This is a genomic window from Kosakonia sp. H02, from assembly GCA_030704225.1.
Classification (GTDB): Bacteria; Pseudomonadota; Gammaproteobacteria; order Enterobacterales; family Enterobacteriaceae; genus Kosakonia.
Map to the genome: position 1 here is coordinate 1074621 of CP131915.1, position 20194 is coordinate 1094814.

The 20194-nt window shown below is 55.1% G+C and carries 19 protein-coding genes; 7 read left to right on the forward strand and 12 right to left on the reverse strand.

Annotation, left to right across the window (positions count from 1 at the left end):
* Window positions 1-38: 38 nt before the first annotated feature.
* The 9 genes from dam to Q5705_05195 form a co-directional block, all read right to left on the reverse strand.
* The gene (gene dam, locus Q5705_05155) at window positions 39-860 is read right to left on the reverse strand and encodes an adenine-specific DNA-methyltransferase (GenBank protein WLI77945.1); all 822 of its coding nucleotides are present in this window, start codon (window positions 858-860) and stop codon (window positions 39-41) included.
* 67 nt (window positions 861-927) lie between these two features.
* Window positions 928-2208 (reverse strand): cell division protein DamX, encoded by a 1281-nt coding sequence (gene damX, locus Q5705_05160; GenBank protein WLI77946.1) that lies wholly within the window; start codon window positions 2206-2208, stop codon window positions 928-930.
* 88 nt (window positions 2209-2296) lie between these two features.
* Entirely contained in the window at window positions 2297-3385 is a 1089-nt protein-coding gene (gene aroB, locus Q5705_05165) for a 3-dehydroquinate synthase (GenBank protein WLI77947.1), read from the reverse strand.
* A gap of 55 nt (window positions 3386-3440) precedes the next feature.
* Complete coding sequence (aroK, locus tag Q5705_05170) at window positions 3441-3962, reverse strand: shikimate kinase AroK (protein WLI77948.1); 522 nt, start codon at window positions 3960-3962, stop codon at window positions 3441-3443.
* Window positions 3963-4249: 287 nt separating this feature from the next.
* Window positions 4250-5485: a DNA uptake porin HofQ gene (gene hofQ / locus Q5705_05175; GenBank protein WLI77949.1), complete on the reverse strand. Its 1236-nt coding sequence runs from the start codon at window positions 5483-5485 to the stop codon at window positions 4250-4252.
* Window positions 5451-5795, reverse strand: a complete 345-nt coding sequence (locus Q5705_05180; GenBank protein ID WLI77950.1) for a HofP DNA utilization family protein — start codon at window positions 5793-5795, stop codon at window positions 5451-5453. The genes hofQ and Q5705_05180 overlap by 35 nt, the downstream gene beginning before the upstream one ends.
* Window positions 5788-6246 (reverse strand): hypothetical protein, encoded by a 459-nt coding sequence (locus Q5705_05185; protein WLI77951.1) that lies wholly within the window; start codon window positions 6244-6246, stop codon window positions 5788-5790. Before Q5705_05185 ends, Q5705_05180 begins: the two co-directional genes overlap by 8 nt.
* Window positions 6230-6769, reverse strand: coding sequence for a PilN domain-containing protein (locus tag Q5705_05190; protein WLI77952.1), 540 nt, complete (start codon window positions 6767-6769; stop codon window positions 6230-6232). The genes Q5705_05185 and Q5705_05190 overlap by 17 nt, the downstream gene beginning before the upstream one ends.
* Window positions 6769-7554, reverse strand: a complete 786-nt coding sequence (locus Q5705_05195) for a DNA utilization protein HofM (GenBank protein ID WLI77953.1) — start codon at window positions 7552-7554, stop codon at window positions 6769-6771. The genes Q5705_05190 and Q5705_05195 overlap by 1 nt, the downstream gene beginning before the upstream one ends.
* 119 nt (window positions 7555-7673) lie before the next feature.
* On the opposite strand from Q5705_05195, the gene mrcA reads away from it, so the two are divergent.
* Window positions 7674-10226, forward strand: a complete 2553-nt coding sequence (mrcA, locus tag Q5705_05200) for a peptidoglycan glycosyltransferase/peptidoglycan DD-transpeptidase MrcA (GenBank protein WLI77954.1) — start codon at window positions 7674-7676, stop codon at window positions 10224-10226.
* 52 nt (window positions 10227-10278) lie between these two features.
* On the opposite strand, the gene nudE is transcribed toward mrcA, so the two are convergent.
* On the reverse strand, window positions 10279-10839 hold the full coding sequence (nudE, locus tag Q5705_05205; protein WLI77955.1) for an ADP compounds hydrolase NudE: 561 nt from the start codon (window positions 10837-10839) through the stop codon (window positions 10279-10281).
* 317 nt (window positions 10840-11156) lie between these two features.
* Here nudE and Q5705_05210 point away from each other — a divergent pair, with 317 nt between their 5' ends.
* From Q5705_05210 to pckA, 5 genes are all read left to right on the forward strand, one after another.
* Complete coding sequence (locus tag Q5705_05210; protein WLI77956.1) at window positions 11157-13292, forward strand: intracellular growth attenuator family protein; 2136 nt, start codon at window positions 11157-11159, stop codon at window positions 13290-13292.
* Between the two features lie 65 nt (window positions 13293-13357).
* Window positions 13358-14035: a GMP/IMP nucleotidase gene (yrfG, locus tag Q5705_05215; protein WLI77957.1), complete on the forward strand. Its 678-nt coding sequence runs from the start codon at window positions 13358-13360 to the stop codon at window positions 14033-14035.
* Window positions 14035-14436 carry a ribosome-associated heat shock protein Hsp15 gene (gene hslR / locus Q5705_05220; GenBank protein ID WLI77958.1) on the forward strand — a complete coding sequence of 134 codons (402 nt, stop codon included), beginning with the start codon at window positions 14035-14037 and terminating at the stop codon, window positions 14434-14436. Before yrfG ends, hslR begins: the two co-directional genes overlap by 1 nt.
* A gap of 24 nt (window positions 14437-14460) precedes the next feature.
* Window positions 14461-15339 carry an Hsp33 family molecular chaperone HslO gene (hslO, locus tag Q5705_05225; protein ID WLI77959.1) on the forward strand — a complete coding sequence of 293 codons (879 nt, stop codon included), beginning with the start codon at window positions 14461-14463 and terminating at the stop codon, window positions 15337-15339.
* A gap of 338 nt (window positions 15340-15677) precedes the next feature.
* Window positions 15678-17297, forward strand: a complete 1620-nt coding sequence (pckA, locus tag Q5705_05230; GenBank protein ID WLI77960.1) for a phosphoenolpyruvate carboxykinase (ATP) — start codon at window positions 15678-15680, stop codon at window positions 17295-17297.
* Between the two features lie 49 nt (window positions 17298-17346).
* On the opposite strand, the gene envZ is transcribed toward pckA, so the two are convergent.
* Window positions 17347-18699 (reverse strand): two-component system sensor histidine kinase EnvZ, encoded by a 1353-nt coding sequence (gene envZ, locus Q5705_05235; GenBank protein WLI77961.1) that lies wholly within the window; start codon window positions 18697-18699, stop codon window positions 17347-17349.
* Window positions 18696-19415 (reverse strand): two-component system response regulator OmpR, encoded by a 720-nt coding sequence (gene ompR / locus Q5705_05240; protein ID WLI77962.1) that lies wholly within the window; start codon window positions 19413-19415, stop codon window positions 18696-18698. The genes envZ and ompR overlap by 4 nt, the downstream gene beginning before the upstream one ends.
* A 217-nt stretch (window positions 19416-19632) precedes the next feature.
* On the opposite strand from ompR, the gene greB reads away from it, so the two are divergent.
* Window positions 19633-20106 carry a transcription elongation factor GreB gene (gene greB, locus Q5705_05245; protein WLI77963.1) on the forward strand — a complete coding sequence of 158 codons (474 nt, stop codon included), beginning with the start codon at window positions 19633-19635 and terminating at the stop codon, window positions 20104-20106.
* Window positions 20107-20194 lie beyond the last annotated feature (88 nt).

Genomic DNA, 20194 nt, shown 5'->3' on the forward strand with positions numbered 1-20194 from the left:
TTAGGGTTCGGCAGGCTGGCGGCGCGGTGAACGCGGTGTTACAGGGGAGCCGGGCGGTAGAGCGCCAGCAATTCATCCACCTTTTTGCGTGTCCCACCGTTACTGCTGATACTGCGTCGCACTTTCACCACATGCAATTTTGCCTGACGGTACCATTCACGCGTTAACAGCGTGTCATGGTTGGAAATCAACACCGGGATCCGGTTCTGCACCAGGTTTTCCGCAATCGCGGCCAGATGAGCCTGCTGCTCAAGACTAAAGCTGTTCGTGTGGTAAGCCGTAAAGTTCGCCGTCGCAGAAAGCGGTGCGTAAGGCGGATCGCAGTAGATAACGGAGTTCACGTCCGCACGCGCCATGCTCTCAGCGTAAGATTCGCAGTAAAAGAAGGCATTCTGCGCTTTTTCTGCGAAGTGATACAACTCAGCTTCCGGGAAATAGGGCTTTTTATAGCGCCCGAACGGTACATTAAATTCGCCGCGCAGGTTGTAACGACACAGGCCATTGTAGCCATGCCGGTTGAGGTATAAAAACAGCAGCGCGCGCCGGAAAGGATCCTGGCATTGGTTGAACTCTTCGCGCAGCCGGTAATACACCTCGGATTGATTCGCCTGCGGGACGAACAGCGCCCGCGCATGATGAACGTACTCATCGGGGCGGTCTTTGACGATGTTATAAAGACTGATTAAGTCGCTGTTGATATCAGCAAGGATATAGCGGGAGAACGACGTGTTAAGGAACACCGAACCCGCGCCGACGAACGGCTCGATCAGGCATTCGCCCTGGGGCAAATGCCTTCCGATATCGTCCAGCAGGGGGTACTTGCCCCCTGCCCATTTCAAAAAAGCGCGATTCTTTTTCATGCTGACTGATTACTTACACTCTCTCCGGCTGTGGAGAAAGCTCCGACAGCATCCTGCGCTTTATACATTACTTCAGATCGGACTGAACCTGATGCAGCGGCTTAGCCCACGGGTTTTTCGCCTGGACATCTGCGGGCAGCGCGGCAACAGCACGTTTTGCCTCGTCTTTCGACGCATACACACCGCTCACCAGTACATACCACGGCTGACCATTACGCGTTGTCTGATAGACCACGAAGTTTTTCAGGTTCTCTTTCTTCGCCCACGCATTCAGGTTGTTGTAGTTCGACGAACTGCTCAGTTGCAGGGTGTAGTGGCTACCTGGCGCAGATTTCAGCGCACCGACATTCCCGGTTGAGGTGCCGCCGCTCGTCGCAGGTGCCGCGCTGGCAGTCGCTTTCGGCTGCGCAGGGGTCGCGGTTGCCGCAGGTGCTTTCACCGGCGCGCTCGCGGTGGTTTCAGTACGTTTCGGCGTCTGCGCAACCGGTTTTGATTCCGCTTTTGGCTCGGCTTTCGCCACGGGCGCTTTCACGGCCGGTTTCGGCTCAATCACCATCTGCTTGCGTTCAGTACGCGGCGTTTCACCGGACATTGGCTGCTGGTGAGTTGCTGCGCCGTTGCCGTTGCCATTACGCACCGGCGCGACCGTGGCCGGTTCTGTTGGCAGGGTCGAAGTGGCGGCATTATCGATTTGCGTCTGGTTTTGCGGCTGTGACAGCGCCGTATTCAGATCGCCCTGCACTTCCACACGATTTTGCCCTTCCGGTGTTGCCGGTGCCTGACCTTGCGACGGCGTAGAGGAAATCGGCGGCAGAGAGACATCTTGCTGGGCTGGCGCATTGTCTGCGGCCTGCGGCTGAGTACCTGGCGCTGGCTGTGCGCCATTTGCCTGATCTGCCGGGCTCGCGGTCATGCCCGCATTTTCATTATTACCGGAGAGATCGATACTTTTCTCGCCCGATGGATTCTGTTCGTTATTTGTTGTCGGTGCGGGGGATTTCAGCGCAGAGCCGATACCGACAATCAACAGCAGCAGCACCAGAATGCCAACGCCCATCATTACGTACTGACGAGAGGCTGGCTTCGCGGCGGCGGCTTTCTTACGCTTACGCGGACGACGTTCTTCCCGCTCCTCGTCCAGAGCGGCTTCATCTTCTTCGTAGCTCTCTTCTTCACGCTCATCACGCGCCCGGCGGGAACGTGAAGGACGGCGATCGTCGGCATCCACATCAACATCATCAAAGTTGATCTGCGGATCGTCGACACGCTCGGAAGATTGACGAGAACGACCAGGGCGACGATCGCTGGGATCGGGTTTCAGCTCGTCTTCTGGTTTGAATTCATCCATTTAACACCCCACACAAAGGCGTATGCCACGTCATGCATATCGCCCGAAGTTAAACGCCACGCAGCGCGTGACCAGACCTTTCTAATCGTTACGCCTGCTGGCAATCAGCAATAGCGCCAAGTACTACGTCGTGCGACACTCCGCCGCGAACTTCACTCTTCCCTATTGCCAGCGGGAGCACTAAACGCATCTCTCCCGCCAACACTTTTTTGTCGCGCATCATATGCGGCAGGTAAGCCTGCGCGGACATTTCGCGCGGCCCGTGAACCGGCAAACCAGCGCGTTTGAGCAACGCTTTAATACGCTGCGTATCGGCAGTACTAAACTGCCCGAGGCGCTCTGACGCATGTGCCGCCATCACCATACCGGCGGCAACGGCTTCACCGTGCAGCCAGTTACCGTAGCCCATTTCCGCTTCGATAGCATGGCCGAAGGTATGCCCCAGATTCAGTAAAGCACGTAAGCCCATTTCCCGCTCATCGGCAGCGACGACATCAGCTTTAAGCTCACAACAGCGGCGAATACAGTACGCCAGCGTCGGGCCATCAAGACGCAGCAGCGCATCCATATTCTCCTCAAGCCAGTTAAAGAACTCGCCGTCGAGAATAATGCCGTATTTGATCACTTCCGCGAGGCCGGAGGACAATTCGCGGGCAGGGAGGGTTGCCAGGCAATCAAGATCAATCACAACCGACGCAGGCTGATAAAACGCGCCAATCATGTTTTTGCCCAGGGGGTGGTTTACCGCCGTTTTACCGCCAACGGAGGAGTCAACCTGAGAAAGGAGCGTGGTCGGCACCTGAATAAAGCGCACGCCGCGCTGGTAGCTGGCCGCAGCAAAGCCGGTTAAATCACCGATAACGCCGCCGCCGAGCGCGACCAGTGTGGTATCGCGCCCGTGAGGTTTTTGCAACAGTGCGGTGAAGACCGTGTCCATAACCGCCAGGCTTTTGTACTGCTCGCCGTCTGGCAGAATCACGCTATCAACGTTGACGCCAGCCTGTTCAAGAACGCGGCGAACGCTATCAAGATAGAGCGGAGCCAGTGTCTCATTGGTGACCAGCATAACCTGATCACCAGACTTCAGAGGCGCGAAGGAAGCTGGATCGTTGAACAAACCAGCCGCGATGGTGATAGGGTAACTACGTTCCCCGAGAGTGACGGTGATCCTCTCCATGACGCGACATCCACCTTAGTTGCTTAAACCCGCAGGCCTGTGTATTAAGCCAGAATTAGTTGCTTTCCAGCATATGAATAATCTGGTTTGCCACCACTTTAGCGCTCTGATCGTCGGTGCGAATGGTCACGTCGGCAATCTCTTCATACAGCGGATTACGTTCGTCGGCCAACGCTTCCAACACTTCGCGCGGCGGTGCGTCCACTTGTAAAAGCGGGCGTTTTTTATCACGTTGAGTGCGAGCCAATTGCTTTTCGATAGTGGTTTCCAGATAAACCACCACACCGCGGGCGGAGAGACGATTACGGGTTTCGCGAGACTTCACAGAGCCGCCGCCGGTCGCCAGCACGATGCCCTGTTTTTCGGTCAGCTCATTGATGATTTTTTCTTCGCGATCGCGGAAACCTTCTTCACCTTCAACATCGAAGACCCAGCCCACATCAGCTCCGGTTCGTTTCTCAATCTCTTGATCAGAATCGTAAAATTCCATATTGAGTTGTTGAGCTAACTGACGCCCAATAGTGCTTTTGCCGGCACCCATAGGCCCAACCAGAAAGATATTGCGTTTCTCTGCCATTTTTTCGGTACTACTAAGACTATTCGTTGATGATAAACCCGCTTCGCAGACACGCAGCGTAGCAGGACATGAACTGAAACCTCATATGCGATAGTGCGAGAGTCAGATCGAAAATTATCTCAGTACTCCGGCTTGTTTGGCAACTGAATAAACACGTTACCCTTCTCACCACGCTTTGCTATACGGAGACCACTGACGCTCAAATCGGTACTCCTTGTAAGCTAAATCAACTCTCACGTCAAACACCTGAGCCAAGTTACGGGGTAAAAAGGGGTGTTACGGCAGATTTAATGTACCGCTGCCAGCCTGGGGGTGATAAAGACCACCAGCTCGCGCCGTTCATTATCTTTTTCATCCTGGCGAAACAATCGCCCGAAACCGGGAATCGCCCCAAGCCCTGGAACTCGTGCCTGGCCGGCGGTGTTTTTCTGCGAGAAGATGCCGCCAAGTGCCAGCGTTTCGCCGCTTTTCACCTCCACCTGGGTTTCAATTTCCTGTTTATCAATGGCCAGCGCGTCTCCCCCGGCCTGCTGCAACACCTGTCCTGGCATATTCTGGCTGATGCGCAATTTCAGGCGTACCCGTTTATCGGGCAGCACGGTTGGAGTGACTTCCATCCCCAACACGGCTTCTTTAAATTCCACTGCCGTATTTCCGTTCTCCCCGCTGGCGACCTGATAGGGAATTTCGCTGCCCTGTTTGATACTTGCAGGCTGTAAGTGTGATGCCAGCAAGCGCGGGCTGGCAATAATCTCCAATTGTTGCTGTTGCTCAAGGGCGGAAAGTTCCAGCTCCAGTAACCGTGCATTAATGCTGCCAATATTAAAACCGACGCGGGTGGTGGCGGTAGCAACGGAGAGATCCGCCGACAGACCGCTCATTTGCCCGCGAGTTGCTGGGGTATCCTGAGCAAGCCCCCACTTTACGCCCAGTTCACGCAGACTTTTTTCATTGATGGTGACAATGTATGCCGCCAGTTCAACCTGCTCGACCGGCAGGTCCATCTGGGAGACCCATTTTTCCAGCGCGGCTATCCCTTCTTTATTATCACGGACCAGCAGTCGGTTAAGCCGTGTATCCACCGTAATCGTCCCCAGCGGGCTGAGCAATTTGTCCCCGGCTTTCGCCAGTTCACTGGCATCCGCATAGCGCAGCGTAATGCTACGCGTGAGCTTTGGCGCATTCTGTTTGCGCTTTGTCTGAGCCGCTTCCTGCTCCGCCTGCTTCTGTTGCTGCCATGAAGCCGTATGGACCAGCCAGATATTACCTTGCTGATTCAGCGTTAATCCGGCACTGGCCGCCACGGTATGTAACGCCTGGGGCCAGGGCACATCTGTCAGGTTAAGCGACACGTTGCCGCTGACTTGTGGCGGAATCACGATATTCTGTTTTTCCAGCGCTACCAGCGCCTGTAACACCTGGGTGACGGGCACTTCATCGACGGAGAGAGTGACCAGGTTTGTTGCCGTAGTGCAGGCCACCGGCAGACTAAAGAGCACGACGCTCGCTATCCATTTTCGCATTTTGAGTTCCTTTTCGTTTCCAGCGCCAGGTCGAAGGAGCGCACTCCCTTCCTGTTGCGACGTCTATTTCATGCAGGCTGACCGACAACACCCGCCATCCTGTAATAAGCGTGTCACCAGCCCTCACCCGATGCCAGCGCCCGGCAGCATCGCTTACGATCCCAATGGGTTGCCCGCCCTGTACCACGCCGTGAAAGTGCCAGGCGTTGAGTTGCGTAATGCGACAAAGATCTGGCAACGGCTGAAATGGGTCGCGCATACCGCACAGAAGCAAAGCAATCCCGGTGGCAAAGAGCAGGCGTTTAATCATTGTCATGCTCCAGTTGCAGCGTAAATTGCAGCCTCTCTTCGCTGGCGACCAGAGAAAACGCCGGGATCAACATGCCGCGTTCCGCCAGTAGCGGGAAAGTTTCAACCACCCGTTGCCAGCGAGTTTCCAGCACCAGTTCTCCCCCACCTGGTGCGGGCTGCCAGCGGATGAGTTGCCTGTCCTGCGCCTGAAAATCCAGCGGGCTGAAACGGCGCGCATCAGGCAGCGGCGAATGTTCAACTGGCAGTGACAGGGCGCGTAATTTACGCCATTGCGCCTGTCGCACGGAGTGCTGCGCCATTTGTTGAGCGACGGCGTGGGCCTGCGCGTTGTGTATCGGGCGAATGCTCAACCACCACACCAGCGACAGCCCACAAAGTGCGCTTGCCAGCCAGCATATAACCCGCACAGGCGGCGGCAGGGCTAACCAGGTATCAAGGTTGAATGACATCGCCCTGCTCCCGGTTTAGCTGCCAGCTAAATTGCCAGCGTCCCTGTGCATCGCGCATCGTTGCGCCCATCGGTTGCAGGTGAAAACCTGCTATTTTCTGGAGCCGCTGCTCAAGCTCGCTCAGGGCATTCAAACTGCGGGCGAGCCCGGAGAGCTCAAGCTGGTTTTGCCGCCAGCGAAGCTGCGTCAGCCAGGCTTTTTGCCCCAGTTCCGCCGCAAGGGCAAGCAGGGTTTGCCGCCACGCTTGTGTCGCCTGACGACGCAACAGCCGCGCTTGCGCCAGTTTCCACTGTGCTAACCGCAGCCGCTGCGGTTTCTCACCCGCAACCAGCCCCGCCAGCACGGCGTTATCCGACTGCTGCCAGATCCTGGCGCGGTTAAAATCATTGGCGGCTTGCGCTCGCCATAGCAGCCCGCACAGCGTGATGACCAGCGCAGTAACAGTAAACGTTGCCGCCCAGAAGCGCAGGCAGCGCCGCCGCTTCTGCTGCCGCCAGGGAATAAAATTGACAGGCTGGCGCATCAGTATCCCCTGGCGAGCGCCAACCCAAGCGCGACAGCATAACGGCCACCATCCTGCGGTAACGGCGGCTGACGTGACGGGATGGCACTCCAGCAATCGAACCCACCCGGCATCTCGCCGCATTGGGCGATTTCGTCTGCGGGCAGCCCAAGCAACGACGCCAGTTGTACGGCGTCTTCTGCTTCTTCCCGCGCACGTCGCCCCCAGCTCTCTTTTGTTGCCCACAGCCATTGCCGCTCATCGCACCAGGCGAGACAGCGCATTGGGGAATCCAGCCAGGGCAGCAACGCCTGAAGTGCGCTGGCATCAGGGGTAATAGAAGAGAGATGAAGAGAGAGTGTCCGGGCTATCTCCAGCAACGCGGCCACATCTTTATTTTGTGCCGCCGTCACGCCGTAGGTTCGGGCCGTTTCATCTTCGGTGAAGTCGAAACAGAGCTCGCTTTCCGCCATTTCCAGCTCACGCGCCATCGCCTGGGAAACCCAACTGGTCAGCGCCGGTTCGCGCAGCGTGATTGCCGGGCGCGGCAGTTTTCTTTGCAATGTTTGCCCGGCGGGAAACGCCATGCGCACACAGTGTCGTTGTGGCAAGGCGTGACGCCAGGGGCGCAGCGTTTCGAGGAGTTGTTCCGGGGCTTTAATACGCCCCTGCACCACCGCGCCGGGAGGAAGTGGAAGGTGCCACCAGCGGCGTAGCGCTTGCCCATAGCGACCTGCGGCAAGCGCCACAATGAATATGCCATCTTGTTGAATATGCAGACCAATTTGCCAATGCCTGAATGTCATAAATTACGATCTCCTTATCGCGTCGCGCCTTGACGCTATATCAATGCTTCAGGCTTGCCTTTATACTACCGCGCGGTTGTTTATAAACTGCCCAAATGACTCTAAATGGGAAATCTCCAGTGAAGTTCGTAAAGTATTTATTCATCCTTGCAGTCTTTTGCATTCTGCTGGGAGCAGGCTCGATTTACGGCCTGTACAAATTTATTGAGCCACAGCTACCAGATGTCGCCACGCTGAAAGATGTACGGCTGCAAATTCCAATGCAGGTGTACAGTGCTGATGGCGAATTGATCGCCCAATACGGTGAAAAACGCCGTATCCCGCTGACGCTAAATCAAATTCCGCCTGAAATGGTGAAAGCGTTTATCGCTACGGAAGATAGCCGTTTCTATGAGCACCACGGTGTCGACCCGGTTGGGATCTTCCGTGCAGCCAGCGTCGCGCTCTTTTCCGGCCATGCCTCACAAGGGGCGAGCACCATTACTCAACAGTTGGCGCGTAACTTCTTTTTAAGCCCGGAACGCACCATGATGCGTAAAATTAAAGAAGTGTTCCTGGCTATCCGCATTGAGCAACTGCTGAGTAAAGACGAGATCCTTGAGCTTTACCTCAACAAAATCTACCTCGGTTATCGCGCCTATGGCGTGGGCGCGGCGGCGCAGGTTTACTTCGGTAAAACCGTCGATCAGCTCACCCTGAGCGAGATAGCGGTCATTGCCGGGCTGCCAAAAGCGCCGTCAACGTTCAACCCGCTTTACTCTCTCGACCGCGCAACAGCACGTCGCAACGTTGTGCTGGCCCGTATGCAGAGCGAAGGGTATATCACCGAACAGCAGGCCGATGAGGCACGCAGCGAAGCGATTGACGCCAATTACCATGCGCCGGAAATCGCCTTCTCCGCGCCGTATCTCTCTGAGATGGTGCGCCAGGAGATGGTGAACCGCTACGGCGAAAAAGCATACGAAGATGGTTACCGCGTCTACACCACCGTCACCCGCAAAGTGCAGCAGGCCGCGCAGACGGCTGTACGCAATAACGTGATGGATTACGACATGCGTCACGGCTATCGCGGGCCGTCGAATGTGTTGTGGAAAGTGGGCGAAGCGGCATGGGACAGTAAAAAAATTACCGATTCCCTGAAAACGCTGCCGACGTACGGGCCGCTTTTCCCGGCCGTGGTGACCAGTGCAGATCCACAAGAAGCCACCGCCATGCTGGCAGATGGTTCCTCCGTATCCCTGAAGATGGAAGGCGTACGCTGGGCACGTCCTTACCGCTCAGATACGCAGCAAGGCCCCACGCCACGCAAAGTGACGGATGCCGTGCAGGTTGGTCAGCAGATTTGGGTTCGTCAGGTTGATGATGCCTGGTGGCTGGGGCAGGTGCCGGATGTGAACTCGGCGCTGGTTTCTATCAATCCGCATAACGGCGCGGTAATGGCGCTGGTGGGCGGCTTCGATTTCAACCAGAGCAAATTTAACCGCGCAACGCAGGCGCTGCGTCAGGTCGGTTCAAATATCAAACCCTTCCTTTATACCGCCGCAATGGACAAAGGCCTGACGCTGGCGAGCATTCTGAACGATGCGCCGATTTCCCGCTGGGATGCAGGTGCGGGTTCCGACTGGCGGCCGAAAAACTCGCCGGACGAGTATGCCGGCCCGATTCGTCTGCGCCAGGGGCTGGGGCAGTCGAAAAACGTGGTGATGGTGCGCGCAATGCGTGCGATGGGCGTCGATTATGCGGCGGAATATTTGCAGCGCTTTGGCTTCCCGGCACAGAACATTGTGCATACCGAATCCTTAGCGCTCGGCTCCGCCTCTTTCACGCCGATGCAGGTCGCGCGCGGCTATTCGGTGATGGCTAACGGCGGCTTCCTGATCGATCCTTACTTCATCAGTAAAATCGAAAATGACCAGGGCAACGTACTGTTTGAAGCGCGTCCGAAAGTGGCCTGCGCCGATTGCGATATTCCGGTGATTTACGGTGACACGCCGAAATCGAACGTGCTGGAAAATAAAGACATGGAAAATGTCGCCACCTCGCAGACGCAGCAAAACACCGCCGTTCCAATGCCGCAACTTGAGCAGGCAAACCAGGCACTGGTGCAGCGCAGCGGTGCAGAAGAGTACGCGCCGCATGTGATTAGCACGCCACTGTCGTTTTTGATTAAGAGCGCGCTGAACAGTAACGTCTTTGGCGAACCGGGCTGGCAAGGCACGGGCTGGCGCGCAGGCCGCGACCTCAAGCGTAATGATATTGGCGGCAAAACCGGGACCACCAACAGTTCTAAAGATGCGTGGTTCTCAGGTTACGGCCCAGGCGTGGTGACATCGGTATGGATTGGCTTTGACGATCACCGCCGCGATCTCGGTCGCACCACCGCATCAGGCGCGATTAAAGATCAGATCTCCGGGTATGAAGGCGGAGCGAAAAGCGCACAGCCCGCCTGGGATGCCTATATGAAAGCGGTGCTGGAAGGCGTTCCGGAAGAGCCGCTCACGCCGCCGCCGGGAGTAATAACGGTCAATATCGACCGCAGCACCGGGCAACTGGCGAGTGGTGGCAGCAGCCGTCAGGAGTACTTTATCGAAGGGACGCAACCGACCCAGCAGGCAGTGCGTGAAGTGGGTACGACGCTTATCGATAACGGCGAGACACACGAACTGTTCTGACAGCCAACAAAAAGGGCGCTTTCGCGCCCTTTTCATTTATTATTTTGTGCTCTCAGAGCCGCCCCTGGCTTTTTAACCATTCGCGCACTAAAAACAGCGCACTGACGTTGCGGGCTTCGGTGAAATCCGGGTCTTCAAGCAGGTCCATCAGGTGCTTCAACGGCCAGCGTACCTGCGGTAGCGGCTCTGGCTCGTCACCTGGCAATGACTCAGGATAAAGGTCTTCTGCAACAAGAATGTTCATTTTGCTGGAGAAATAAGAGGGCGCCATGCTGAGTTTTTTCAGAAAAGTAAGCTCTTTTGCGCCAAATCCAACCTCTTCTTTTAGTTCACGGTTCGCCGCTTCGTATATACTCTCACCCGGATCGATAAGCCCTTTGGAAAATCCCAGCTCGTAGGATTCGGTGCCGACCGCATATTCGCGGATCAGGATCAGATGATCGTCGACAATCGGCACAATCATCACCGCTTCATGAGTAGAAGGACGCATACGTTCATAGACCCGGCGCACACCGTTGCTAAATTCCAGGTCAACACGCTCTACGTTAAAAAGTCGTGAAGAGGCTACGGTTTCGACGTTAAGAATGGTGGGTTTTTGCAATGATTCGCTCATTATTATCGGTCTTTGCAGAGAAACTTTCGTTATTGTGCGACACTACGCACTGTTTGGGCAATGTCATTTGCCTCTATTTTACATTCTTGCAACCCACTCCAAACCAATTCCCATTTTCACCAGAAAGTCAATAGGTTGAAATAAAACTAAGAATTTGCTGATATTCCCACCTGGGTCGTTTTGCTATTCTTCCCGCCGATGGTATGCGCTTAAAAATACACAAGTTAATTTCTTGCTTATCACGGCCAACCACATTAGATAGTTACGGGAAGGGTGCAACTGACTACACCTGTTAGAAAAAGTAAGATGGGGAAAGCATGAGCACCATTTTGATTTTTTTCGCTGCTATGCTGGCCTGCGCATTCCTCGCCGGATGGATTTACAGGTTCAGGTCGCAACGCCGGTACCGACTGCCTTATTTACAGGCTTTCACCGGCGCAACTGCCCGCAAATTAACTTCAGAAGAGCGCGACGCCGTTGAACGCTATCTGGAAACGCTTTCCCGTACGCAAAATATCCCTGGGCCGACCGGCGCCACTGCCGCGCCGGTAACCATCAAACTCAATGCCCACAGCAATACCGTTCTGTTTGTCGCGCACTCCATCACGCGCTACGGCATCACGACGGACGCCCCTAATAAGTGGCGCTACTATCTGGATTCCGTGGAAGTCCATCTCCCGCCCTCGTGGGAGCAATACATCACGGACGAGAATAATGTTGAGCTGATTCGCACCGACTCAATGCCGTTGGTGATCTCCCTGAATGGCCACACGCTCAGCGAACATATGCATGAAGAGCGCGGCGGCGAGCTGGAGAATATCGCCTCGACACATTCGGCCATTCGCGGTGAAGAGAGCGAACAGATTGAGCTGCTCAATATCCGCCGTGAAACGCCGTATGAATATGCCTTAAGCCGCCCGGACGGCCTGCGCGAAGCGCTGCTGATCTCCGCCTCTTTCTTGATGTTCTTTTTCTGTCTCGCCGCGCCCGACGTCTTCGTTCCGTGGCTGGCAGGCGGCGGTATATTGCTGCTCGCCGCCGGGCTGTGGGGAATGTATGCGCCACCGGCCAAAAATACGCTGCGGGAGATCCATTGTCTGCGTGGCACGCCAAAGCGCTGGGGGCTGTTCGGTGAAAATAATCAGGAGCAAATGAATAATATCTCATTGGGTATTATTGACCTGATTTATCCCCGTCACTGGCAGCCCTTTATCACCCGCGATTTGGGCCAGCAAACGGATATCGATATCTATCTTGATCGCCACGTCGTGCGCCAGGGGCGTTTTTTATCGCTGCATGACGAGGTGAAAAATTTCCCGTTACAACATTGGGTGCGCAGCGCGGTGATCTCTATCGGCTCGCTGGTGGTGCTGGCAATGTTGCTGATTTGGGTCCCGCTGGATATGCCCATCAAATTCACCGTTTCGTGGATTAAGGGCGCGCAAACCGTCGAAGCCAGCAGCGTAAATCAGCTTGAAGCCGCCGGTCTGCGCATTGGCGATACGCTGCGTATTAGCGGCACCGGGATGTGTAATATCCATACGCAAGGCAACTGGACATCGCGCCAGACATCGCCATTCACGCCGTTCGACTGTTCGCAGATCATCTGGAATAACGCCCCGCCTTTGCCGCTGCCAGAATCTGATACCGTCACGAAAGCCACGGCGCTTGCTCAGGCAGTCAGTCGTCAGCTTCATCCCACAGCCGAAGAAGATTCCCGCGTTAGCCCGGTATTACGTTCTGCCATTCAAAAATCCGGCATGGTCTTGCTGGATGACTTCGCCGATATCGTGCTGAAAACACAGGATCTGTGCGCCGCTGAAGATGAATGTCTGCGGCTGAAAAACGCGCTGGTGAATCTGGGCAACAGTAAGGATTGGGACACGCTGACCAAACGGGCCAGTGAAGGAAAGCTGACCGGGGTGAATGTCTTGCTGCGCCCGGTGAGTGCCGAGTCGCTGGATAATCTGGTTACCACCTCCACCGCGCCGTTTATCATGCGTGAAACCACGCGCGCGGCGCAGGCGCTGAACAGCCCGGCACCGGGTGGCTTTTTGATTATTAGCGAAGAGGGTAACGAACTGGTCGATCAGCCGTGGCCGCCCATCGCGCTCTACGATTACCCGGCGCAAGAGCAATGGACGGAATTTCAGCGCCTGGCGCAGTTGCTGATGCAGACCCCGTTCCACGCCGAAGGCATCATCACTTCTCTTTTCACCGATGCGAACGGCACGAAACATATCAGCCTGCATCGCATGCCAGATGCGGCCGGTTTGTGGCGATATGCGGGCACCACCCTGCTGCTGCTGGCGATGGTGATTTGCGGCGTGTATAACGGCGTGCTGGCCCTGCGCCGCTACCAGCGCAACCGCACCCGTATCGAAGAGATTCAGCAGTACTATGAAAGCTGTCTGAACCCCCGTCTGATCCCTACCGAAGATAGCCTTGGCTGATAACACCGCGCTGCGCGAGCTGTGTTAACCTGTCGCGCACGTTTTCTTCTGGCTGGAGCCTTTTAATGCACATTGATATTGCATGGCAGGACGTCGATACCGTTCTGCTGGATATGGACGGCACGCTACTCGATCTCGCCTTTGATAACTTCTTCTGGCAACAACTGGTGCCGCAAACCTACGGCGAGAAGCTGGGCTTAACGGTCGAACAAGCGCAGGACGCTATCCGCCAGGAGTATCACGCCGTGCAGCATACGCTAAACTGGTACTGTCTGGACTACTGGAGCGAACGCCTCGGGCTTGATATTTGCGCCATGACCACACAGCAAGGGCCGCGCGCCGTACTGCGTGAAGATACGGTGCCGTTTCTGGATGCGCTGAAAAAAAGCGGTAAGCGGCGCATTTTGTTGACCAACGCGCACCCGCACAATCTGGCGGTAAAGCTTGAACATACTGGCCTGGCCTCGCACCTTGATTTATTACTTTCCACCCATACATTTGGTTATCCGAAAGAGGATCAGCGCTTGTGGCAGGCCGTTGCCCAGCAAACGGGTCTCAATCCTGAACGCACGTTGTTTATTGATGACAGCGAGCCGATCCTTGATGCCGCCGCGACGTTTGGCATTCGCTATTGCCTGGGTGTAACCAACCCGGATTCCGGGCTGGCAGAAAAAAGCTATTTGCGCCATCCGGGAATGAATGACTACCGCCGCTTGCTCCCCTCGCTTTTAAAGGAGATGTAATGAAACAGCAGCCTGCGCAAGATGTCCGCCTGGATAAATGGCTTTGGTGTGCGAGGTTTTATAAAACCCGCGCCCTGGCCCGCGAGATGATTGACGGCGGCAAAGTGCATTACAACGGGCAACGCAGCAAGCCGAGTAAAATCGTCGAGCTGAACGCCACGCTGACGCTGCGTCAGGGAAATGACGAGCGTACCGTTATCGTTAAACGCATAACGGATCAACGCCGTCCCGCAAGCGAAGCCGTTGAACTGTATGAAGAAACCGCGGAAAGCGTTGAGAAACGCGAAAAAATGGCGCAGGCCCGCAAGCTCAATGCGCTTACAATGCCGCACCCCGATCGCCGTCCGGACAAAAAGGAGCGACGCGATCTGCTGAAATTTAAATCCGGTGGCAGCGAGTAACGCGCACCCGCAAGAGAGATAATCATGGCCAATCAAGACCAATTACACCGCTATCTATTTGAAAACTATGCCGTGCGTGGCGAGTTGGTAACGGTATCCGAAACCTGGAAACAGGTTCTGGAAAACCACAACTATCCGCTGCCGGTGAAAACCCTCCTCGGTGAGTTGTTGGTCGCGACCAGCCTGCTGACCGCTACGCTGAAATTTGCCGGTGATATTACCGTTCAGTTGCAGGGCGATGGCCCGATGAGCCTGGCCGTTATCAACGGCAACAATCGCCAGCAGATGCGCGGCGTTGCTCGCGTGCAGGGCGACATTCCTGACAATGCGGATTTAAAAACGCTGGTTGGTAACGGCTACCTGGTTATCACCATTACCCCGGAAGAGGGCGAGCGTTATCAGGGTGTTGTTGGCCTGGAAGGCGATACGCTGGCGGCATGTCTGGAAGATTACTTCCTGCGCTCTGAACAGCTGCCGACGCGTCTGTTTATTCGTACCGGCGATGTCGACGGTCAGCCTGCGGCGGGCGGTATGTTGTTGCAGGTTCTGCCCGCGCAGGAGACGCAGGCCGCCGATTTCGAGCATTTAGCCGTACTGACAGAAACCGTTAAAGCGGAAGAGCTGTTGACCCTGGAGGCGCAAGATGTGCTGTGGCGCTTGTACCATGAAGAAGAGGTCACGCTCTACGATCCGCAGGATGTTGAATTCAAATGCACCTGTTCGCGTGAACGCTGCGCTGACGCCCTGAAAACTCTGCCCGATGAAGAGGTGGACAGCATTCTGGCTGAAGAGGGCGAGATTGATATGCACTGCGATTATTGCGGTAACCACTATCTCTTTAACGCGATGGATATTGCGGAAATCCGCAATAACGCCTCCCCTGCCGATCCCCAGGTTCATTGATAGCGCCTATATGTCGCCGCCCGTTGGGCGGCGTTTTTGTTTTCCCCGTCACGTTTTTGTTAAAATCCCGCCGGTAAGTGTTACGTAATTCTCTTTCATGAAAGCGATTACAGTCACAAAGCAAAGGTTAAAAATGTTGTCTTACGCCATTTTGATAACATTTCCCCGGTGAATGTAATAAATTTGACCGTAATCCGTCTCGTTACGTGACCCTAATCACAGCGTTTTGCGTCATTCTGGGTTTGTCAGGTCAGATAATTCTATGAGCCTCGTCCCGGTAGCGGGCAAAAAACAACCCTACACTTTCAGGTAGTACATATTGGCTAAGGAGCAGTGACATGCGCGTTAAGAGCTTAACCCCGCAAGATCTCAAGGCTTATGGAATCAACGATGTTCAGGACGTCGTCTACAACCCCGATTACGACACGTTGTATCAGGAGGAGCTCCGTCCAGACCTGAAAGGATATGAGCAAGGCGTATTGACGACATCTGGTGCTGTCGCCGTCGACACCGGTATTTTTACCGGCCGTTCGCCGAAAGATAAGTATATTGTCCGTGATGACACCACGCGCGATACGGTGTGGTGGGCCGACAAAGGAAAAGGTAAGAACGATAACAAGCCGATCTCGCCTGTGATCTGGCAGCATTTAAAAGGGCTGGTCACGCAGCAACTCTCCGGCAAACGCCTGTTTATTATCGATGCGTTTTGCGGCGCGAACCCGGACACCCGCCTCTCCGTTCGCTTTATTACGGAAGTAGCCTGGCAGGCGCACTTCGTTAAAAACATGTTTATCCGCCCAACCGATGAAGAGCTGGCAAGTTTTACGCCGGACTTTATCGTGATGAACGGCGCGAAATGCACCAACCCGCAGTGGAAAGAGCAGGGCCTGAATTCGGAAAACTTTGTCGCGTTTAACCTGACCGAGCGTATCCAGCTTATTGGTGGAACCTGGTACGGCGGCGAGATGAAAAAAGGCATGTTCTCAATCATGAACTACCTGCTGCCGTTGCAGGGCATTGCCTCGATGCACTGCTCGGCTAACGTTGGCGAAAAAGGCGATGTCGCGGTGTTCTTTGGTCTTTCCGGCACGGGTAAAACGACGCTTTCCACCGATCCGAAACGCCGTCTGATTGGTGACGATGAACACGGCTGGGATGATGACGGCGTGTTTAACTTTGAAGGCGGTTGCTACGCCAAAACGATCCGTCTCTCTGAAGAGGCGGAACCGGATATTTTCCACGCTATCCGCCGCGATGCGCTGCTGGAAAATGTCAGCGTCCGTGCCGATGGCAGTATCGATTTCGATGATGCCTCGAAAACGGAAAATACCCGCGTCTCGTACCCGATTTACCATATTCAGAACATCGTTAAACCGGTGTCGAAAGCGGGCCATGCGACGAAAGTTATCTTCCTGACGGCGGATGCGTTCGGCGTTTTACCGCCGGTCTCACGTCTGACGGCCAGCCAGACGCAGTACCATTTTCTCTCCGGCTTCACCGCCAAACTGGCGGGTACTGAGCGCGGCGTGACCGAGCCGACACCGACCTTCTCCGCCTGCTTTGGTGCGGCATTCCTGTCGCTGCATCCCACCCAGTATGCCGAAGTGCTGGTAAAAAGGATGCAGGCCGCCGGTGCACAGGCCTATCTGGTGAATACCGGCTGGAATGGCACAGGCAAACGCATCTCCATCAAAGATACGCGCGCAATTATTGACGCCATTCTGGATGGTTCGCTGGATGACGCCGAAACCTTTACCCTGCCGATGTTTGACCTGGCAATCCCGACGTCATTGCCGGGCGTGGACAGCCGCATCCTTGATCCGCGTAGCACTTACGCATCGCCGGAGCAGTGGCAGGAGAAAGCCACGCAGCTGGCGACGCTTTTTATTGAGAATTTCGAGAAATATACCGATACCGCCGCCGGCGCTGCGCTGGTGAGCGCCGGGCCGAAATTGTAATTTGATTACGTCAGCACAACAAAAACCCGCCGTTTTTTGGCGGGTTTTTTTATGCTTCCTTGATCTGCCCGTTCTGGCGAACAATCGGGATGGGTAACCAGGCGCGGATACATAACCCGCCCCGCTCGCTGGTGCCTAACTCCAGCAGCCCGTTATGGTTATCCACGATGCGCTGCACAATCGCCAGCCCAAGACCGGTGCCGCTGGTGCTGCGCGCGCTGTCGCCGCGGACAAACGGCTGGAACAGATGTTCGCGCTGTTCCGGTTTGATACCCGGACCGTCATCCTCCACCTGGAACCAGGCACGGTTTAACTCCGTGCCGCTGCTCACTTTGATCCAGCCGTTGCCGTAACGCGCCGCGTTGACCACCATATTGGCGACCGCGCGTTTAATAGAGAGCGGATGCATGCGCACGATGATCTCCCCGGCCATGATCCCGGTTTCGATTTCACGCTCGTACCCGCTTTCCGCCGCGACCACTTCGCCAAGCACCGCATTAAGATCCGCCGCTTCCATCGGCATCTCCTGGCCGGTACGCAAATAATCGATAAACTGCTCGATAATCGCGTTGCACTCTTCGATATCTTTGTTAATAGATTCAGCGAGATAACCATCTTCTTCCGCCATCATTTCCGTCGCCAGGCGGATGCGCGTCAGCGGTGTGCGCAAATCGTGGCTGACGCCCGCCATCAACAGCGTACGATCGTCTGCTAACTGCTTCACCCCGGCGGCCATCTGGTTAAAGGCGCGAGTTACCGAGCGCACTTCCGATGCGCCATACTCGCGCAGCGGCGGCGGAATATGCCCTTTCCCCACTTTCAGGGCGGCATGTTCAAGATCAACAAGGGGACGGTTTTGAATACGGATAAAGAGCCACGCGCCGCCAATCGCCAGCAGCATAATCGCCAGCGTATAGCGGAACAGCGGAGAAAAATCACCCTGGTGAATTTCGGTCAGCGGCACGCGCACCCAGATATTGGGCGACAGCCAGGTTTTCAACCACACCACCGGCGAGCTTTTATTCACTTCAACACGCACCTCGGTCGGGCCACCGAGTTGCTGGGCCATTTGCTGGCTTAAAAATTCATAGTGCTGCGCCCAACGCAGGCCAGCGTCTTCCGCCGCCTCGTTGGAATAGAGGGAAATCCCCAGTTCGCGATAGATCTCGCGGCGAAACGCCGGTGGCACCACCAGTTGCGTACCATCCTCCAGTTGCAGTTTATCGGTCATCAGCATACGAACTTCGTAAGCGAGAACCTTATTGAACTGCTGGAGGCTGGGCAGAATGGCGAAATTCAGCACCACCAGGTATGTTGTCACCAGGCTGACAAACAGCAAGGTGACGATAAGCAATAACGTGCGGGCAAAGGAACTTCGCGGCGAGATACGCACTCGCATCATGCTTTAGAACCGTCCGGCACAAACACATAGCCCAGACCCCAGACAGTCTGAATATAACGAGGATGCGCCGGATCTTCTTCCACCATGCGGCGCAGACGAGAGATCTGCACGTCGATAGAACGCTCCATCGCCGAGTATTCACGACCGCGCGCCAGGTTCATCAACTTGTCGCGCGACAGCGGTTCACGCGGGTGGCTCACCAGCGCTTTCAGCACCGCGAACTCACCGCTAGTCAACGGCATCGGCTCATCTTCACGGAACATTTCGCGCGTACCGAGGTTCAGCTTGAACTTACCAAAGGCAATCACCGCTTCTTCCTGAGACGGCGCGCCCGGAAGCTCATTTGCCTGACGACGCAGCACCGCGCGGATACGCGCCAGCAACTCACGTGGGTTAAATGGTTTGGGAATATAGTCGTCGGCACCGATTTCCAGCCCGACAATGCGGTCCACTTCTTCACCTTTCGCCGTCACCATAATGATCGGCATCGGGTTGCTTTGGCTACGCAAACGGCGGCAGATAGAGAGGCCATCTTCGCCAGGCAGCATCAGATCCAGCACCATCAAATGGAAAGATTCGCGGGTTAACAAACGATCCATTTGCTCAGCGTTAGCGACGCTACGAACCTGGAAGCCTTGCTCGGTAAGGTAACGCTCAAGTAATGCGCGCAGACGCATGTCGTCATCCACTACCAGAATCTTATAATTCTCTTGCATTGTTTATACTCCCAAAGGTTCTAACAATAATGTTTCCGTATTCTAAAAAAGTGCGCGTTAACGACCAGCTAAATCTGGTATAAATTCTAGTCGAAATTGTTACAAAGCATATTTAACAGCAGCTTATATGCATAATGCATCACAGAAAACATGATTAATCCGTACGTTACGACGTTTCGTTTGTAAAGTGCAGACAAGACCCAAATAAGGCTGATGAATGAAAACGCCCCTGATTACCCGCGAAGGTTATGACAAACTGAAGCAGGAACTCGATTTTCTCTGGCGTCAGGAGCGCCCGGAAGTCACAAAAAAAGTTACCTGGGCGGCAAGCCTTGGTGATCGCAGCGAAAATGCTGATTACCAGTACAACAAAAAGCGCCTGCGTGAGATAGACCGCCGGGTGCGTTATCTGACGAAATGTCTGGAAAATTTAAAAATCGTCGATTATTCGCCGCAACAAGAAGGAAAGGTCTTTTTTGGTGCCTGGGTGGAAATTGAAAACGACGACGGCGATACCTTGCGCTTTCGTATCGTGGGCTATGACGAGATTTTTGGCCGTAAAGACTATATCTCTATCGACTCGCCGATGGCCCGCGCCCTGTTAAAAAAAGAGGTCGGCGATGTGGCGGTAGTGCAAACGCCCGGCGGTGAAGCGACCTGGTACGTCAATGAAATCGAGTATGTGAAATAACCCTGCGGATGAGTCCGAGAGACCGCTCAACGGCTGGCATTTTGCGGTGTCAGTCCGTATAACTATCCCCTGATTTTTGTTCAGAAGA

Excerpts from the sequence above, each read along its gene's own strand:
- ompR (WLI77962.1), bottom strand. The coding sequence starts at position 19,415 with ATGCAAGAGAATTATAAGATTCTGGTAGTGGATGACGACATGCGTCTG.
- hslR (WLI77958.1), top strand. The coding sequence starts at position 14,035 with ATGAAACAGCAGCCTGCGCAAGATGTCCGCCTGGATAAATGGCTTTGG.
- Q5705_05180 (WLI77950.1), bottom strand. The coding sequence starts at position 5,795 with ATGATTAAACGCCTGCTCTTTGCCACCGGGATTGCTTTGCTTCTGTGC.
- pckA (WLI77960.1), top strand. The coding sequence starts at position 15,678 with ATGCGCGTTAAGAGCTTAACCCCGCAAGATCTCAAGGCTTATGGAATC.
- Q5705_05195 (WLI77953.1), bottom strand. The coding sequence starts at position 7,554 with ATGACATTCAGGCATTGGCAAATTGGTCTGCATATTCAACAAGATGGC.
- damX (WLI77946.1), bottom strand. The coding sequence starts at position 2,208 with ATGGATGAATTCAAACCAGAAGACGAGCTGAAACCCGATCCCAGCGAT.
- yrfG (WLI77957.1), top strand. The coding sequence starts at position 13,358 with ATGCACATTGATATTGCATGGCAGGACGTCGATACCGTTCTGCTGGAT.
- envZ (WLI77961.1), bottom strand. The coding sequence starts at position 18,699 with ATGATGCGAGTGCGTATCTCGCCGCGAAGTTCCTTTGCCCGCACGTTA.
- aroB (WLI77947.1), bottom strand. The coding sequence starts at position 3,385 with ATGGAGAGGATCACCGTCACTCTCGGGGAACGTAGTTACCCTATCACC.
- dam (WLI77945.1), bottom strand. The coding sequence starts at position 860 with ATGAAAAAGAATCGCGCTTTTTTGAAATGGGCAGGGGGCAAGTACCCC.
- nudE (WLI77955.1), bottom strand. The coding sequence starts at position 10,839 with ATGAGCGAATCATTGCAAAAACCCACCATTCTTAACGTCGAAACCGTA.
- aroK (WLI77948.1), bottom strand. The coding sequence starts at position 3,962 with ATGGCAGAGAAACGCAATATCTTTCTGGTTGGGCCTATGGGTGCCGGC.
- Q5705_05185 (WLI77951.1), bottom strand. The coding sequence starts at position 6,246 with ATGTCATTCAACCTTGATACCTGGTTAGCCCTGCCGCCGCCTGTGCGG.
- hslO (WLI77959.1), top strand. The coding sequence starts at position 14,461 with ATGGCCAATCAAGACCAATTACACCGCTATCTATTTGAAAACTATGCC.
- Q5705_05210 (WLI77956.1), top strand. The coding sequence starts at position 11,157 with ATGAGCACCATTTTGATTTTTTTCGCTGCTATGCTGGCCTGCGCATTC.
- greB (WLI77963.1), top strand. The coding sequence starts at position 19,633 with ATGAAAACGCCCCTGATTACCCGCGAAGGTTATGACAAACTGAAGCAG.
- hofQ (WLI77949.1), bottom strand. The coding sequence starts at position 5,485 with ATGCGAAAATGGATAGCGAGCGTCGTGCTCTTTAGTCTGCCGGTGGCC.
- Q5705_05190 (WLI77952.1), bottom strand. The coding sequence starts at position 6,769 with ATGCGCCAGCCTGTCAATTTTATTCCCTGGCGGCAGCAGAAGCGGCGG.